Raw genomic sequence first — 16,588 nt, 5'->3', positions numbered from 1 at the left:
TTGCATGGACAACTCTAGCGGCGTCGGCGTTCTCGACAAGGCAGCTCTGGTATTGAGTGCCCTGGAGTCCGGTCCGGCCACCCTCGCCGGGCTGGTCGCGGCGACAGGGCTCGCACGACCCACGGCCCACCGGCTGGCCGTGGCACTGGAACACCACCGGATGGTGGCGAGGGACATGCAGGGCCGGTTCATCCTGGGCCCGCGGCTCTCCGAGCTGGCCGCGGCGGCCGGTGAGGACCGCCTGCTGGCCACGGCCGGCCCGGTACTCACCCACCTACGCGATGTGACCGGCGAGAGCGCCCAGCTCTATCGCCGGCAGGGCGATATGCGGATCTGTGTGGCGGCGGCGGAGCGGCTGTCCGGATTGCGGGACACCGTCCCGGTCGGCTCCACGCTCCCCATGAAGGCGGGCTCGGCCGCCCAGATCCTGATGGCCTGGGAGGAGCCCGAGCGGCTGCACCGCGGCCTCCAGGGCGCGCGCTTCACGGCCACCGCACTGTCCGGCGTACGCCGCCGGGGCTGGGCCCAGTCGATCGGCGAGCGGGAGCCGGGCGTGGCCTCGGTCTCCGCCCCCGTGCGCGGCCCCTCGAACCGCGTGGTGGCCGCCGTATCGGTCTCCGGCCCGATCGAGCGGCTGACCCGCCACCCGGGCCGGATGCATGCCCAGGCGGTCATCGACGCGGCGGCCCGCCTCTCCGAGGGCCTGCGGCGCACCGGCTGAGCACCCCGCTGCGGGGCGGGGCCGTGGTGGACGGCGGTCACGATGCCGAAGGGGCGGTCCCGTGCGGATGGTCCGCACCGGGCCGCCCCGCGCACTCAGGCCGCCATCCGGTCCGCGGCCCGCTCCCCGCGGCGGCCGACCGGCACCGTCCCCAGCGCCTCCCCCAGCCCGAACGCCGGCATATTGCGGTAAATGCTCTCGTACGAGCCCGCCGGGACGACATAGGTCTCGTGCCAGAAGCCGACCTTGTCCCGGCCCTCCCGCACCCGCCGGTTGAACGCCGCCCAGGCCGGCCGGTGCTCGCCGCCCTGGTCCGTGGCGTAGGCGAACAACTTCTCCTTCGAGTCCCAGTACTGGAGGATGGCGAAGTGCCTCGGCAGTCCGGGAAGCAGCCGGTAGCCGATCATCCCGCTGCCCGGATCCCGGGCCAGCTCCTTGATCATGCGCGGCATGGCGAGGAACACCGGCAGCCAACTGCGCACCGCCCGCCAGCTGTTGAAGCGCATCCCGATGAGGAAGACCACCACCTCCCGGCCACCGTCCGCCGTCATCCGTCCCTGCACCGGCTTGCCGCTCATGGCGGCCCCCTTCCGACACCGGATAGCATCGCTATCCATACTTAGATAGTGACACTCCCCAATGGAAGCCGCAAGAGGGAGGCGACCGGCGGAGCCGGGCGGGCACAGCGGGGGCCATCGCCACGATCAAGGAATACCTGCGCGATGGGGCCGCCGGTGCAGGTCAGCGGAGCCCAAGGAGCTCAACCGGGGCCGCGGAAGCGGCAGTTGACACGAAAAGGCCCCCCGCATGATGCGGGGGGCCTTCTCTTCTTGTACCCCCGACCGGATTCGAACCGGCGCTACCGCCTTGAGAGGGCGGCGTGCTAGGCCGCTACACAACGGGGGCAAGTTTTCTTGCAATTGGGAGTCTCCGAGGATACTCCGCGCTGGGCTACCAGGACTCGAACCTAGACTAAATGAACCAGAATCACTCGTGCTGCCAATTACACCATAGCCCATGGTGGTTTAGACCAGTACCCCCGACCGGATTCGAACCGGCGCTACCGCCTTGAGAGGGCGGCGTGCTAGGCCGCTACACAACGGGGGCCCTAGCGATCCTGCATGAGTGACAGCGGGTGCGACCCGGACTGTCTCCCTGGGAAGGATCTGTACCCCCGACCGGATTCGAACCGGCGCTACTGCCTTGAGAGGGCAGCGTGCTAGGCCGCTACACAACGGGGGCTTTGCAGATAAGCTCTGCGAGCTGGCCTACCAGGACTCGAACCTAGACTAACTGAACCAGAATCAGTCGTGCTGCCAATTACACCATAGGCCATCAAAGCGCAACCCCCCGTAGGGGGTTTTATTTTGACTGCGCCTCCCGGCCGGGCCTCTCGGCCCTCTCGGGCGGCGCAGGAAGAACATTACCTGATCGTGGACGGCGCACCAAAACCGATAACTCCGCGCAACTGCTCGGGGAGCTCCGCCAGGCTCACGATCCGACGCACCCCCGCGGGCAGCTCCTCGCCGGTGCCCGTACGGTCCAGCCATACGGCCGTGAGCCCGGCGTCCCGGGCGCCGAGCGCGTCGATGTCGAGCTTGTCGCCGATGTACACGACCTCGGCGGGGGTTAGGCCGAGCGCCTGACAGGCGCCGGTGAACGCCTCCGGGGCGGGCTTGGCGCACCCCAGCTCGTCGGAGCAGAACACCGCCTCGAAGCGGTTACGGATCCCCAGGGCGGTGAGCTTGCGCTCCTGGTTGGCGGTGGTGGCGTTGGACAGCACCGCCTGCCGTATCAGGGGGGCCAGGGCTGCCAGGGCGGGCGCGGAGTCCGGGAAGAGCGTCCAGGACGCTTCGTAGTGCGCGAGGTACCGGCCGAACCAGGCGTCCGCCTCGGTGTCGGAGAGCGGGGTCCCCAGGAATGTCCGGGCCCGGCCTCTGCGGTGGTCGAGAAAGCCCACCTCACCGGCGAGGAAGCGGGCGAACTCGGTCTCCATGGCCGTCCGCCAGCGCTCCAGGGCCGCTTCCTCGCCGCCGTACGCATCGAGGAGTCCCTCGGTCCGCAGGTGCCGCAGGACACCCGCCCGGTCCGACCCGGTGTAGTCGAAGAGGGTGTCGTCGAGGTCCCACAGGACGGCGCGCAGGGGCATACCGGCAATCTAGCGAAGGGGGCCGGATACGCGAGGGGCCCGGACACCGTGCGGTGTCCGGGCCCCTGGGCGCGGTGGCGGTCAGCCGGCCAGCTTGGCCAGGGCCGCGTCGATGCGCTGGAGGGTGCGCTCCTTGCCGAGGATCTCCAGGGACTCGAAGAGCGGCAGGCCGACCGTGCGGCCGGTGACGGCCACCCGGACGGGGGCCTGGGCCTTGCCGAGCTTGAGGCCGTGCTCCTCACCGGCGGCCAGGACGGCCTCCTTGAGGGGCTCGGGGCCGGACGCCCAGTCGGCGGCGTCGAGCTTGGCGCGCGCCGTGGTGAGCAGCGCGACCGGGTCGCCCTTCATCGCCTTCGTCCAGGACGCCTCGTCCTCGACGGGCTCCTTGCGGAAGAGGAAGTCGACGTTGGCGGTGATGTCGGAGAGGACGGTGAGGCGGGTCTGGGCGTGCGGGGCGATGGCCCGCCAGGCGGCCTCGTCGAAGTCATCGGGGTCCCAGTTGGCGTACGGGGCCTTCAGCCAGGGCTCGCAGGCCTGGATGAAGTCCTGCACGTCCAGCCGGCGGACGTGCTCGGCGTTGATCGCCTCGGCCTTCTTCAGGTCGAAGCGGGCCGGGTTGGCGTTGACATCCGCGATGTCGAACTTCTCGATCAGCTCCTGGACCGAGAAGAGGTCCTGGTCGGCGGAGAAGGACCAGCCGAGCAGCGCGAGGTAGTTGAGCAGGCCCTCGGGGAGGAAGCCGCGCTCGCGGTAGAGGTTGAGGTTGGCCTGCGGGTCGCGCTTGGAGAGCTTCTTGTTGCCCTCGCCCATGACGTACGGGAGGTGGCCGAAAGCCGGGATCTCCTTGGCCACGCCCAGCTCGATCAGGGCCTTGTACAGGGCGATCTGGCGGGGGGTGGAGGAGAGCAGGTCCTCGCCGCGCAGGACGTGGGTGATCCCCATCAGGGCGTCGTCGACCGGGTTGACCAGGGTGTACAGCGGGGCGCCGTTGGCGCGGACGATGCCGTAGTCCGGGACGTTCTCCGGGGTGAAGGTCAGCTCGCCGCGCACCAGGTCGGTGAAGGTGATCGGCGCGTCGGGCATCCGGAAGCGGACGATGGAGGTCCGGCCCTCGGCGTCGTACGCGGCCTTCTGCTCAGCGGTCAGCTCGCGGCAGGTGCCGTCATAGCCGGAGGGCCTGCCGGCCTTGCGGGCGGCGTCGCGGCGCTCGTCGAGCTCCTCGGTGGTGCAGTAGCAGTGGTAGGCGTGGCCGGCGGCGAGGAGCTTGTCGGCGAGGTCCTTGTAGAGGTCCATGCGCTGCGACTGGCGGTACGGCGCGTGCGGGCCGCCGACCTCGGGGCCCTCGTCCCAGTCGAAGCCGAGCCAGTGGAACGACTCCAGCAGCTGGTTGTAGGACTCCTCGGAGTCGCGGGCCGCGTCGGTGTCCTCGATCCGGAAGACCAGGGAACCCTTGTTGTGCCGTGCGTAGGCCCAGTTGAACAGGGCGGTACGGATCAGGCCGACATGGGGGTTACCGGTCGGGGAGGGACAGAAACGGACGCGGACGGGGGTCGCGTTAGCCACGCTTGATCACCTTGTTGGTGAGAGTGCCGATGCCTTCGATGGTGACGGCGACCTCGTCGCCGACGTTGAGCGGGCCGACTCCGGCCGGGGTGCCCGTGAGGATGACGTCGCCGGGGAGCAGGGTCATGGCCTCGGTGATGTGGACGATCAGGTCCTCCACCGGGCGGACCATGTCGCTGGTGCGGCCGAGCTGGCGCTGTTCACCGTTGACCGTGCACTGGATGGCGAGGCCCGCGGCGATGTCGGCGGGGTCCAGCCCGGTCTCGACCCAGGGGCCGAGCGGGCAGGAGCTGTCGAAGCCCTTGGCCCGCGCCCACTGCTTCTCGCGCTGCTGCACATCGCGGGCGGTGACGTCGTTGGCGCAGGTGTAGCCGAGGATCACGTCCTTGACGCGCTCGCGCGGCACCTCACGGCACATCCGGCCGATGACGACGGCGAGCTCCGCCTCGTGGTGCACCTCCTGGGAGAAGGAGGGGTACGCGATGGGGTCACCGGGGCCGATCACCGAGGTGGACGGCTTGAAGAAGGTGACCGGGACGTCCGGGACGGCGTTGCCCAGCTCGGCGGCGTGGTCGGCGTAGTTGCGGCCGATCGCGACGACCTTGTTGGGGAGGACCGGCGGCAGCAGCCGGACCTTGTCGAGGGGGACCTTTTGGCCCGAGCGCTCGAATTCCGCGAAGGGATGCCCCTTGATGACGTCGAGTTCGCCGTCTTCGAGGACGCCGAAGCCGACGTTGCCGTCGATGGAGAATCTTGCGATGCGCACGGGTTGCCGTCGCCCCTCATTGATCACTGGCCGGAGTTGACACTCCAGGCTATCGCGGGGCTGCTGCCGGTCCGTCGCTGATCAGGCCGGGACGCCCTGCTCGGGGGCGGTCATCAGGACCGTACGGCGAGGGTTGGCGGTCTGGGCCGGCAGGTCGACGGTGTGCTCCGGGGCCTCGGTGCCGAGCTCCTCGGCGTCGGTGAGGTGGGCCAGGGTGGTGCGCCGCGGGTTGGCTATGTTGCGGAACATCGTCGTCGTCTTCACTGCTGCATGCCTCGCGTCATCGAAGTCGGGAAAGGGCTTGCGGAAAGCTGCCTTGTCATTCTCGGCAACCATGTAAAGCGTCAGGCTAAGCGGGCTATTCCCTGCGATGTGCCGGGGGACTCAATGATCTTCCTGTGAGTTTGCTCACGAAGTGTGTGACAAATGCCGCATATCCCATGATCAACAACCCTGGGCGAATCGGACAATGGCGGATTGAAGTGCACGTTCCGCTCCCGATCACCGCACCTGGGACAGCTCCGAGAGGCAGCCGACTCGCGGATAAAAGTCCGTTATCGACGGTGAAATCTTCGACACGTCGTGACGCCTTCCGTACATTGCGTCACCCAAGTCACAGTGCGGGGCTCCGCTCTTGTTGGAGATCCTGCACTGTGCTGGAATTCCACGGACCGCCGCATGTTTGAGCCGGCGCGCAGGGCGCAACGAAGCGCCGCGCGGCGGTGCCGTCCACTCCGACCGAGAGGACAGCCCGCCGGTCATCACGACCGCCATGGGGGGACTTAGCGGTCCCCATACGACTCGACACCGTCCCGCCGAGGTGGGACGCCTGGTCCAGAGGTTGCGACGCTAGTGCAGGGACGTTTCAAGAGGGATGGCAGCGCTGCGGCGGACCCGGAGCTGCGCGGCGGAACCGACCGCGCCTCCTCGCCCCAGCGCGCCCAGGGCAACGGTTCCGCCGGGGGCAGCACGCTGCCCGTCGACGGGGGCGGCCAGGCGCCGGGCAATGACGCCGCGGACAGCGGTAAGTCCAAGGCGTCGAAGGGGCCCAGTGGCCCCGGTTCGCGAATAGCGCTGCGCAACTGGCGCATCAGCACCCGTCTGGTCTCCCTGCTAGCGCTTCCCGTGGTCGCCGCGACCACGCTGGGCGGTATGCGCATCGGCACGTCGCTGGAGAACATCGACCAGCTCGACAAGATGCAGCTGCTCACCGAGATGACCCGGCAGGCGACCGAGCTCGCCGACGCGTTGCAGGTGGAGCGGGACAAGTCGGCCGGTCCGCTGGCCGGCAGCGGGAACGTCAAGGACGACGCCAACGTCGTCGCGCCCCGCGAGTCGACCGACCGCGCCCGGCTGTCGTTCAACCAGGCCACCGATGACATCCGGGGCCAGGACGCCACGATGACCGGTGTCCGGGCGACCGTCCTGGAGATCACCCGCCAGCTCAACACCCTCAACGAGATCCGCAACAACGCCTACAAGGACGCGGACAACTCGACCCGGACGGTCACCAGCTACAACCAGCTGATCAACTCGCTGCTGTCGCTCTCCCAGGACATGGCGCAGGCGACCAGCAACCCGGAGATGATCCGCAGTACCCGTGCGCTGGCGGCGTTCTCGTCGGCCAAGGAGTACGCGTCGATCCAGCGGGCCCTGGTCAGTGCCGGCCTCGCCCACGACGGCGGCCCGCAGCTGTCCTCCAACGACCGGCTGGCCGGCCGTAACGCCGAGAACAACGAGAAGGCGGCCCGCGACCGCTTCTCGCAGATCTACACCAGCAACGGGGAGAACAGCGCCGGCACGCTCACCCGCGGTCTGGACGGCAACAACGACGAGATCAAGGCCGCGGTGGCGTTCGCGCACCGCGCCTTCGCCAGCGGTTCCGGCATCCGCAGCCAGGACTACCGCTACCTCGACTGGTACGACTCCGACACCGTCAAGATCGACGAGATGTCGCGGATCGAGACCACGCTGCTCTCGGAGATGGAGCAGAAGTCCCGCCAGCTGCGCAACGAGGCCACCCAGTCCGCGATCATCAGCGGTGCGCTGATCCTGCTCGTCCTCGGCGTCTCGCTGGTCGGCGCGTTCGTCGTGGCGCGGTCCATGGTCCGCTCGCTGCGCCGGCTCCAGGACACCGCGCAGAAGGTCGCCCAGGACCGGCTGCCCGAGCTGGTCAAGCAGCTGTCCGAGTCCGACCCGCAGGACGTGGACACCTCCGTCGAGTCCGTCGGTGTGCACAGCCGGGACGAGATCGGCCGGGTGGCCGCGGCCTTCGACGACGTGCACCGCGAGGCGGTCCGCCTCGCCTCCGAGCAGGCGCTGCTGCGGGGCAACGTCAACGCGATGTTCACCAACCTCTCGCGCCGCTCCCAGGGTCTGATCCAGCGCCAGCTCTCGCTGATCTCCGAACTGGAGTCCCGCGAGGCCGACCCGGACCAGCTGTCCTCCCTCTTCAAGCTCGACCACCTCGCCACCCGCATGCGCCGTAACGGTGAGAACCTCCTGGTCCTCGCCGGTGAGGAGCCGGGGCGCCGGTGGACGCGGCCGGTGCCGCTGGTCGACGTGCTCCGTGCCGCCGCCTCCGAGGTGGAGCAGTACGAGCGGATCGAGCTCAACGCCGTACCGCAGACCGAGGTCGCCGGCCGGGTCGTCAACGACCTCGTGCACCTCCTCGCCGAACTGCTGGAGAACGCCACCTCGTTCTCCTCCCCGCAGACCAAGGTCAAGGTCACCGGTCACGCGCTGCCCGACGGCCGGGTGCTGGTCGAGATCCACGACACCGGTATCGGCCTGTCCCCCGAGGACCTGTCGGCGATCAACGAGCGGCTGGCCAGCCCGCCGACCGTGGACGTCTCGGTGTCCCGGCGGATGGGTCTGTTCGTGGTCGGCCGGCTGTCGCTGCGGCACGGCATCCGTATCCAGCTGCGGCCCTCCGACTCCGGCGGTACCACCGCGCTGGTCATGCTGCCGGTCGATCTCGCCCAGGGCGGCAAGAAGCCGGCGCCCAGCAACGCCAAGGGCGGCGGCGGTGACCACGGCGGCACGCCGTCCAGCCGGCTCGCGGGGCTCCAGCCGCGCGGTCAGGTCGGATCGGGCCCCTCGGCCGGCGGGCGTCCCGCGCTGCCCGGCCGCGGTGGCCCCGGCGGCGGTGCGCCCAACGCCTTCGGTGCCTCGGCACCCGCCGGCCGCACGGCCCCGCCCGGTGCGGGCGCCCCCGGCGCCCCGGCGCAGGGCGGCGACGCCCGCCCGGCCGCCGGCCGTCCCGGCGGCGCGCGTCCCTCGCTGCCCACCCGCGGCGCGGACAACGGCCCGGCGCCCACCGTCGCCCCGCCGGCCGGCGCCCCGCGCCGCGAGGAGCGTCCGCAGCTGCCCGCCCGTGGCCCCGCGGCCGAGCTGCCGAGCGGTCCGCCCGCCGGCGGGCAGGGTGGCGGCCAGGGCACTCAGCAGCCCGGCGGTACGAGCTGGGGCGCGCGCCGTGAGCGCGGCGGCTCCGACGACTGGCCGCTGACGCCCCGTGAGACGCAGGAGCGCCCGCGCGGCCACGAGGAGCCGGAGACCACCGGCAGCTTCGAGCGGCCCGCGCCGAGCGGCGGCCCCGGTGACACCGCGGCGTTCGCCCGTCCCGACTTCAACGGTCCGCCGCCCGCCGCTGACGGCACCCCGCGCGGGTCCCGCCCGCAGGGCGCGCGTCCGGGCCAGGGTGCGGGCAACGGCCCCGCTGACACCGGGCAGTTCCCCATGCCGGGCGGCAACACGGGTCAGTACGAGACCGGCCGCTACGAGACGGGCGAGTACCGGCGCCCGGACAGCGACACCGGGCAGTACCAGCGCCCGGGCAGCGACACCGGGCAGTACCAGCGCCCCGACAGCGACACCGGCCAGTACCAGCGGCCCGACAGCGACACCGGCCAGTACGAGACGGGTCAGTTCGAGACCGGCCAGTACCAGCGGCCGGACGCCGACCGTGCCGCGTACGCCGACGAGTCGCAGGGCACCGGGCAGTTCCCGGTGCAGCGGTCGCAGGACAGCGGTGCGCCGTCCGCCGATGTGCTCGGTGACGCGGACGCCGGTCCCGGTGACGGCCGTACGCCGATCTTCGACACCATCGAGTCCAACTGGTTCAACCACCCGGCGGCCGCCGCTGCCGGTGTACCGCCCCAGGGCGACGCCGAGCCCGAGGCCCCGCGGCTGCCGCGCCGCGCGGCAGCACAGGACGGCCCGCAGCGCGGCGAGGCGCGCAACGACGCGCGCGGTGAGGCACCGGTCAACGGTGCGCGCCGCCCGGCGCCGGCCGAGGCCACCGGCCAGTGGCGCAGCTCGCCGAACGACGAGACGTGGCGGCAGGCGGAGCAGATCCGCCAGCCCGCCGCGGGCGGTGTCACCACCTCCGGACTGCCCCGCCGGGTCCCGCGCGCGAACCTCGTCGCGGGCACCGCGCAACAGCAGCAGTCCACCCAGAGCGGTCCCCAGGTCTCGCGTGCGCCCAGTGAGGTGCGCGGGCGGCTGACCAATCTCCGTCGGGGTATTCAGCAAGGCCGGCAGGCCGGGACGTCGTCCACCGGCACTCACGGCGTTGTCGATCCCACTCACCAGCAGGAGCGTTAGTTGAGTCCGATGAGCCAGGCGGCGCAGAACCTGAACTGGTTGATCACCAACTTCGTGGACAACACCCCCGGGGTGTCGCACACGGTGGTGGTCTCCGCGGACGGTCTGCTCCTCGCCATGTCCGAAGGCTTCCCTCGCGACCGTGCCGATCAGTTGGCGGCGGTGGCCTCCGGCCTGACCTCGCTGACCTCCGGCGCGTCCCGCATCTTCGAGGGCGGGACGGTCAACCAGACCGTCGTGGAGATGGAGCGTGGCTTCCTCTTCATCATGTCCGTCTCCGACGGATCGTCGCTGGCCGTGCTGGCGCACCCCGAGTGCGACATCGGCCTGGTCGGCTACGAAATGGCTCTGCTGGTCGACCGCGCGGGCACGGTACTGACACCGGATCTGCGCGCCGAACTTCAGGGCAGCCTGCTGCACTGAACGGCGCCCGCAGCGCCGCTCCGTACAGCACCAACCATCCATGTGCCGCACCCCCCACCGGCCCAACCCGACGACAGTCAGTTGTCCCGCCCGGAGGACCCATGACCCCGCCACCTGCCACTTCCGGCCCGTACGGCGCCTACAGTCAAGCGCCGTACGGGAACGAAGGTGACCAGCCGCTGGTGCGCCCGTACGCCATGACCGGAGGCCGGACCCGGCCGCGCTACCAGCTCGCCATCGAGGCGCTGGTCAGCACGACCGCCGACCCCTCTCAGCTGCCCGGGCTGCTGCCCGAGCACCAGCGGATCTGCCACCTGTGCCGTGAGGTGAAGTCGGTCGCCGAGGTCTCCGCCCTGCTCCACATCCCGCTGGGTGTGGCGCGGATTCTGGTCGCGGACCTGGCAGAGGCCGGGATGGTGGCGATCCACCAGCCGGGCGGCAGCGGTGAAGCCGGTGGCACGCCCGACGTGACCTTGCTCGAGAGGGTGCTCAGTGGACTTCGCAAGCTCTGACAGCGGTTCGGACGGGACTACGGCGCGCGCCACGACCTCCGCCAAGATCGTGGTGGCGGGTGGCTTCGGCGTGGGCAAGACCACGTTCGTCGGGGCCGTCTCAGAGATCAACCCGCTGCGCACCGAGGCCGTGATGACCTCCGCCTCGGCGGGCGTCGACGATCTCAGCCACGTCCAGGACAAGACCACGACGACCGTGGCGATGGACTTCGGCCGGATCACCCTGGACCAGGACCTGATCCTGTACCTCTTCGGTACGCCGGGCCAGGACCGCTTCTGGTTCATGTGGGACGACCTGGTCCGCGGCGCGATCGGCGCCGTGGTGCTGGTCGACACCCGCCGTCTCGCCGACTGCTTCCCGGCCGTCGACTACTTCGAGAACAGCGGCCTGCCCTTCGTCATCGCCCTCAACGGCTTCGAGGGGTATCAGCCCCACACGCCCGACGAGGTGCGTGAGGCGCTGCAGATCGGCCCGGGGACGCCGATCATCACCACCGACGCCCGGCACCGCAACGAGGCCAAGAGCGCCCTCATCACGCTCGTGGAGCACGCGCTGATGGCCCGCCTCCAGTAGCCCGTCGAAACCGGCCCGCCGCCGTCCGGCGCGGGCCGGACGGCAGTTGTCGAAGGGCGGGGGCGCGCCTCCTGCCCCGGACCGGATTCCGGCATCCCTGAGTCGATCTGTGTCCTTCGACACGCCCGCAATTTTGCTTCATAACGTTTCGACAGTGAATCAGCGGGCTTTCGACACCCCGCGCGCATGCCCGGCTTCGCTGCGCTCACAATTCTCTTGCATTTTGGCGCGGCTCGCCCTTAACGCCCCTTTTATCTTGGGCCCTTTCACGCCCGCTCCGGCATTACCCAGTGTTTGGAACGCACCGCCCTGACGTGCTGAAATTCGCTGAACTCCGGAGTAGGAACGCCCAGAAGAAACGGCACAGCAAGTCAGTGCCGGCGCCGAGAGGTTGTTGGTCGAGTGAGGCGAAGCAAGGCGAGCCCCGAGCCGCAGGAACCGCGGCGGGGCAACTTCACACCGCCACCCAGAGGTGGCCTACCGGCTTCTGACGCGCCCGAAAATTCGGCCGCGAAGCCTCCGGTCAGTGGCGGTAAGTACTCCCCGCGCAACTGGCGCGTGGCGACCCGCCTGAACGCCATTCTGCTGATCCCCGTCGGGCTCGCCCTGGTCTTCGGCGGTCTGCGGGTGGACAGCTCGTTCGCCACCTGGCAGGAAGCCCAGGACGCGGAGAACACCGCGAAGCTCGTTCGCGCCGCGCTTTCCTACAGCAATGCCCTGATCGACGAGCGGGACCGCACCGCGGCGCCACTGCTGAAGGGCAAGCAGGACGACCCGGCCGTGCTGGGGGCGCGGGACGCCACCGACGCCGCCGCCGACAAGTTCCACCAGGCCGCCAAGGCCATGCCGGACAAGCCGGGCCTCAAGCGCCGTCTCGCCTCGTTCGAGAAGGCCGAGCCCAAGCTCCAGCAGCTGCGCCAGGCCGCCTACACCTCCAAGCTGCGCGGTGTGCAGACCGAAGAGGGCTATGTCGCGGTCCAGCACCCGCTGATGGAGTTCGCCAACGAACTCGGCCTGGGCACCGGCAACATCACCTCCTACGGCCGCACGGTCTACGCCGTCGCGCTGGCCAAGGCGGCGGAGTCGCTGGAGCGTTCCATCGGCACCCACCTCCTGGTCGACCCGGCGTCCCCGCAGGGCGGCAAGGAGCACAAGCTTCAGCTGACGGCCTTCGCGTCGTACCGCTACCTGGAGGGCATCGCCATCGGCGAGTACACCTCCGGCGGTACGCCCGAGGACGTCGAGCGCCTCAAGAAGGACGCCGCGGGGCTCAAGCAGGCCGCGCAGCAGAAGATCGCGCGGGCGAAGGAGCAGGCGCAGGCCGCCGGCCGGCCGTTCCGCGCCCCGCCGTCGATCGACCAGATGTCCGCCCAGATCGCCACCGGCACCGCGCCGGAGTCGCTCAGGCTGCGCGGCATCACCTCCGACAGCTACTTCGCGGCCGCGACCGGCAAGTTCGACATGTACCGGTCCATCGAGAAGGACCTGGCGGACAAGGCCGTGAACGAGGCGGCGCAGATCGCCGACGACGCCCGCCAGTCGACCTTCATCGACTCCGGCATCGCGGTGGCCGCGCTGATCATCGCGTTCGTCGTGGCCGGCCTGATGGCCCGCCGGATGAGCCGCAACATGCGCCAGCTGCGCACCGCCGCCTTCGGCATCGCCGAGCAGCGGCTGCCGATGCTGGTCGACCAGCTCTCGCGGACCGACCCGGGCCGGGTCGACACCCGTGTGCAGCCCATCCCGATCTCCACCACCGACGAGATCGGCGAGGTCGCCCGCGCCTTCGACCAGGTGCACCGCGAGGCCGTCCGGCTCGCCGCCGAGCAGGCGCTGCTGCGGGGCAACGTCAACGCGATCTTCACCAACCTCTCCAGCCGCAACCAGGGCCTGATCGAGCGCCAGTTGGAGCTGATCACCGACCTGGAGAACAACGAGGCGGACCCGGACCAGCTGGAGAGCCTCTTCCGGCTCGACCACCTCGCCACCCGTATGCGGCGCAACGGCGAGAACCTCCTCATCCTCGCGGGCGAGGAGCCCGGCCGCCGCTGGAACCAGCCGGTGCCGCTGGTCGACGTCCTGCGGGCGGCGATCAGTGAGGTCGAGTCCTACGAGCGAATAGACCTCACCGGCGTCCCCGAGAGCGAGATCCACGGCACCGCCGTGACCGACCTCGTGCACCTGCTGTCCGAGCTGCTGGAGAACGCCACCACGTTCTCCTCCCCGCAGACGAAGGTGCGGGTGGCCGCGACCCGGCTGCCCGACGGCCGGGTGATGATCGAGATCCACGACAAGGGCATCGGGCTCACCCCCGAGGACTTCGCGGACATCAACCACAAGCTGGCGAACCCGCCGAGCGTGGATGCCGCGATCTCCCAGCGCATGGGCCTGTTCGTGGTCGGCCGGCTGGCCGACCGGCACGGAATCCGGGTGCAGCTGCGCCCCTCCGGCGAGCAGGCGGGCACCACGTCGCTGGTCATGCTGCCCGAGGCGATCACCCACGGTGGTGGCGGCGACGAGCAGTTCGACGACGACTTCACGGTCTCCCGGATCGTGCCGGAGCAGCAGCAGACGGCGTACGAGAACCATCAGCGCACCGCCGCCGAGCTGGGCTTCGACGACAGCCGCTACGGCCGGCCGGACTCCGGTGACCTGGACATGGTGGGCCGCTCGCTGATCCGCGAGGAGCGCCGGGCGGCACTCGAGGCCCAGACCTCCGGTGAGCAGGCACCCGGGTACCCGCAGGACGAGCGTCCGCTCTTCCGTGACGAGGTGCCGTCCGGCGGCGCGTACCAGGACTTCCCGGCCCAGGGATATGCGGAAGCCGATCAACCGCTCTACGACGACCGGTCGCACGGCAGCCACGCGTTCGGCGAGCCCGGCTTCGCGGAGACCACGGGCCAGCAGCCATACGTCTCCCACGAGGCGGCACAGCCGGACGAATGGGCCGAACGCACCGCGTTCGAGGGCTACTTCGGCACCGAAGCGGAATCTGACCGGAATGCAACTGCCGCTCCCGCTGACGCCGCTGAGCGCGTACCATTCGAGCGTCCGGGCCCTACACCGAGCGATGCCCCCCCGCTGACGGACGCCGGCCTTCCGCGCCGCGGAGGCCGCGACCAGCAGGCGCCGCAGGTGCCGCAGCAGGGGAGCCCGCCGGAGACCGGCCAGGACGGCACCGACTGGCGCAGCTCCAACGACGAGCGCTGGGAGCGGGCGGAGCAGCTGCGCGAGCCGAAGGCGGGCGGAGTCACCTCTTCCGGCCTCCCCCGGCGGGTGCCCAAGGCCAACCTGGTCGAAGGTGCCGCGGAGCAGACCCCGCAGGGCGGCCCCCAGGTCTCCCGCGCCCCGGAGGACGTCCGCGGCAGGCTGAGTAACCTGCGCCGCGGTGTCCAGCAGGGACGCAACGTCGGCACGGACCCCTCCGGGGTCCCCCAGAATGACCAACAGGGCTTCGGCCCCGGCAGCACCTACGATCAGGAGCGTTAGTGTGAGCCCGATGAGCCAGGCGGCGCAGAATCTGAACTGGTTGATCACCAACTTCGTGGACAACACCCCTGGGGTGTCCCACACGGTCGTGGTCTCCGCGGACGGTCTCCTCCTCGCCATGTCCGAGGGCTTCCCTCGTGACAGAGCCGATCAGTTGGCGGCGGTGGCCTCCGGCCTGACGTCGCTGACCTCCGGCGCGTCCCGCATCTTCGAGGGCGGTAGCGTCAACCAGACCGTGGTGGAGATGGAGCGTGGCTTCCTCTTCATCATGTCCGTCTCCGACGGATCGTCGCTGGCCGTGCTGGCGCACCCCGAGTGCGACATCGGCCTGGTCGGCTACGAGATGGCCCTGCTGGTCGACCGCGCGGGCACGGTGCTGACGCCGGATCTGCGCGCCGAACTTCAGGGAAGTCTTCTCAACTAAAAGACAGGCAGTGCGTTTCCCGCCACCGCGCCTTATGGTTCGGTGGCGCGACCGGCGTCAGACAGGCAAGTTGGAGGAGGAGACGTGGCAACGCCCCCGAGCGGATACCCGTACGGTTCCGGACAGGAGTCCGGGCCTGTGGGCGAGACCCATAACAACCGCTTCAACTTCCCGTCTGCGCCGAGCCGCCGGCCGCAGCGGCCCCAGCAGCAGCCCCGGCCGTACGACTCCCAGCCGTACGAGCCGCCGGTGTACGACCAGCCCCAGGCACCGCGCATCCAGCCGGTGCAGCCGCAACGGCGCGCGCCCGAGCCCGCCTCCACCGGCTCGAACAATTCGCTGGTGCGCCCGTACGCCATGACCGGAGGCCGGACCCGGCCGCGCTACCAGCTCGCCATCGAGGCGCTGGTCAGCACGACCGCCGACCCCTCCAAGCTGCAAGGCCAGCTGCCGGAGCACCAGCGCATCTGCCACCTCTGCCGTGAGATCAAGTCAGTAGCCGAGATCTCCGCGCTTCTCTCCATCCCCCTCGGCGTCGCCCGGATCCTCGTCGCCGACCTGGCAGAGGCCGGACTCGTCGCCATCCATCAGCCCGGCGGGGACGAGACCGCCGGCGGACAGCCAGATGTGACACTGCTCGAAAGGGTGCTCAGTGGACTTCGCAAGCTCTAGCGGTGCAGCCCGCTCCACCACCTCCGCGAAAATCGTGGTGGCGGGCGGCTTCGGCGTGGGCAAGACCACGTTCGTCGGGGCCGTCTCAGAGATCAACCCGCTGCGCACCGAAGCCGTGATGACCTCCGCCTCGGCGGGCATCGACGACCTCACGCACGCGCCGGACAAGACGACCACGACCGTGGCCATGGACTTCGGCCGGATCACCCTGGACCAGGACCTGATCCTGTACCTCTTCGGTACGCCGGGCCAGGACCGCTTCTGGTTCATGTGGGACGACCTGGTCCGCGGCGCGATCGGCGCCGTGGTGCTGGTAGACACCCGCCGTCTCGCCGACTGCTTCCCCGCGGTCGACTACTTCGAGAACAGCGGACTGCCCTTCGTCATCGCCCTCAACGGCTTCGACGGACACCAGCCCTACACGCCCGACGAGGTGCGTGAGGCGCTGCAGATCGGCCCGGACGCGCCGATCATCATCACCGACGCGCGGCACCGCAGCGAGGCCAAGAGCGCGCTCATCACGCTCGTGGAGCACGCGCTGATGGCGCGCCTGCGCTAGGACGCGTCCGGGCCCCCGTGCCCGCACGCGCGCAACGACGAAAGGCCCCCACACCGTTCAGGTGCGGGGGCCTTCGTCGTCCCCGGAGCCCGTACGCACCCGTCTACGGGCCCCCGGTACGGCTTCCCGGC

The 16,588-nt window shown here is 70.2% G+C and carries 14 protein-coding genes and 5 tRNA genes; 9 read left to right on the top strand and 10 right to left on the bottom strand.

The window, feature by feature from the left end; all coding sequences use genetic code 11:
• The first annotated feature begins 4 nt into the window (after positions 1 to 4).
• The gene (gene ndgR / locus CP981_RS27655; protein WP_026169203.1) at positions 5 to 721 is read left to right on the top strand and encodes an IclR family transcriptional regulator NdgR; all 717 of its coding nucleotides are present in this window, start codon (positions 5 to 7) and stop codon (positions 719 to 721) included.
• Positions 722 to 816: 95 nt separating this feature from the next.
• On the opposite strand, the gene CP981_RS27650 is transcribed toward ndgR, so the two are convergent.
• From CP981_RS27650 to CP981_RS27605, 10 genes are all read right to left on the bottom strand, one after another.
• Positions 817 to 1,299: a DUF4188 domain-containing protein gene (locus CP981_RS27650; RefSeq protein WP_208852989.1), complete on the bottom strand. Its 483-nt coding sequence runs from the start codon at positions 1,297 to 1,299 to the stop codon at positions 817 to 819.
• A gap of 255 nt (positions 1,300 to 1,554) precedes the next feature.
• Positions 1,555 to 1,627: transfer RNA gene (locus tag CP981_RS27645), tRNA-Glu, on the bottom strand.
• A 40-nt stretch (positions 1,628 to 1,667) separates the two neighbouring features.
• A tRNA-Gln gene (locus tag CP981_RS27640) sits at positions 1,668 to 1,739 on the bottom strand.
• Positions 1,740 to 1,755: 16 nt separating this feature from the next.
• Positions 1,756 to 1,828 (bottom strand) — tRNA-Glu (locus CP981_RS27635).
• 62 nt (positions 1,829 to 1,890) lie between these two features.
• Positions 1,891 to 1,963, bottom strand: a tRNA-Glu gene (locus CP981_RS27630).
• 21 nt (positions 1,964 to 1,984) lie between these two features.
• A tRNA-Gln gene (locus CP981_RS27625) sits at positions 1,985 to 2,056 on the bottom strand.
• 88 nt (positions 2,057 to 2,144) lie between these two features.
• Entirely contained in the window at positions 2,145 to 2,870 is a 726-nt protein-coding gene (locus CP981_RS27620; protein WP_085925183.1) for an HAD family hydrolase, read from the bottom strand.
• Between the two features lie 81 nt (positions 2,871 to 2,951).
• Positions 2,952 to 4,433, bottom strand: coding sequence for a glutamate--tRNA ligase (gene gltX / locus CP981_RS27615; protein ID WP_085925182.1), 1,482 nt, complete (start codon positions 4,431 to 4,433; stop codon positions 2,952 to 2,954).
• Positions 4,426 to 5,199 (bottom strand): fumarylacetoacetate hydrolase family protein, encoded by a 774-nt coding sequence (locus CP981_RS27610; protein WP_085925181.1) that lies wholly within the window; start codon positions 5,197 to 5,199, stop codon positions 4,426 to 4,428. Before CP981_RS27610 ends, gltX begins: the two co-directional genes overlap by 8 nt.
• An 81-nt stretch (positions 5,200 to 5,280) precedes the next feature.
• Positions 5,281 to 5,463, bottom strand: coding sequence for a hypothetical protein (locus CP981_RS27605; protein WP_085925180.1), 183 nt, complete (start codon positions 5,461 to 5,463; stop codon positions 5,281 to 5,283).
• 588 nt (positions 5,464 to 6,051) lie between these two features.
• Here CP981_RS27605 and CP981_RS27600 point away from each other — a divergent pair.
• The 8 genes from CP981_RS27600 to CP981_RS27565 all read left to right on the top strand — a co-directional run bounded on the left by CP981_RS27600 (position 6,052) and on the right by CP981_RS27565 (position 16,457).
• Positions 6,052 to 9,804: a nitrate- and nitrite sensing domain-containing protein gene (locus CP981_RS27600; RefSeq protein WP_085925179.1), complete on the top strand. Its 3,753-nt coding sequence runs from the start codon at positions 6,052 to 6,054 to the stop codon at positions 9,802 to 9,804.
• 9 nt (positions 9,805 to 9,813) lie between these two features.
• The gene (locus CP981_RS27595) at positions 9,814 to 10,227 is read left to right on the top strand and encodes a roadblock/LC7 domain-containing protein (RefSeq protein ID WP_018087200.1); all 414 of its coding nucleotides are present in this window, start codon (positions 9,814 to 9,816) and stop codon (positions 10,225 to 10,227) included.
• Positions 10,228 to 10,328: 101 nt separating this feature from the next.
• A complete protein-coding gene (locus CP981_RS27590; protein WP_042149221.1) occupies positions 10,329 to 10,739 on the top strand; it encodes a DUF742 domain-containing protein in 411 nt (136 codons plus the stop codon).
• Positions 10,720 to 11,313, top strand: coding sequence for a GTP-binding protein (locus CP981_RS27585; RefSeq protein ID WP_085925178.1), 594 nt, complete (start codon positions 10,720 to 10,722; stop codon positions 11,311 to 11,313). The genes CP981_RS27590 and CP981_RS27585 overlap by 20 nt, the downstream gene beginning before the upstream one ends.
• 402 nt (positions 11,314 to 11,715) lie before the next feature.
• On the top strand, positions 11,716 to 14,802 hold the full coding sequence (locus tag CP981_RS27580; RefSeq protein WP_167536159.1) for a sensor histidine kinase: 3,087 nt from the start codon (positions 11,716 to 11,718) through the stop codon (positions 14,800 to 14,802).
• 10 nt (positions 14,803 to 14,812) lie between these two features.
• Positions 14,813 to 15,226, top strand: coding sequence for a roadblock/LC7 domain-containing protein (locus tag CP981_RS27575; RefSeq protein ID WP_018087204.1), 414 nt, complete (start codon positions 14,813 to 14,815; stop codon positions 15,224 to 15,226).
• An 84-nt stretch (positions 15,227 to 15,310) separates the two neighbouring features.
• Entirely contained in the window at positions 15,311 to 15,898 is a 588-nt protein-coding gene (locus CP981_RS27570) for a DUF742 domain-containing protein (RefSeq protein ID WP_107429534.1), read from the top strand.
• Complete coding sequence (locus CP981_RS27565) at positions 15,879 to 16,457, top strand: GTP-binding protein (protein ID WP_073760799.1); 579 nt, start codon at positions 15,879 to 15,881, stop codon at positions 16,455 to 16,457. Before CP981_RS27570 ends, CP981_RS27565 begins: the two co-directional genes overlap by 20 nt.
• Positions 16,458 to 16,588 lie beyond the last annotated feature (131 nt).

It is taken from the genome of Streptomyces platensis (assembly GCF_008704855.1).
In the GTDB taxonomy this organism is placed as follows: Bacteria; Actinomycetota; Actinomycetes; order Streptomycetales; family Streptomycetaceae; genus Streptomyces; species Streptomyces platensis.
This window is presented reverse-complemented; position numbering and strand designations above follow the sequence as displayed.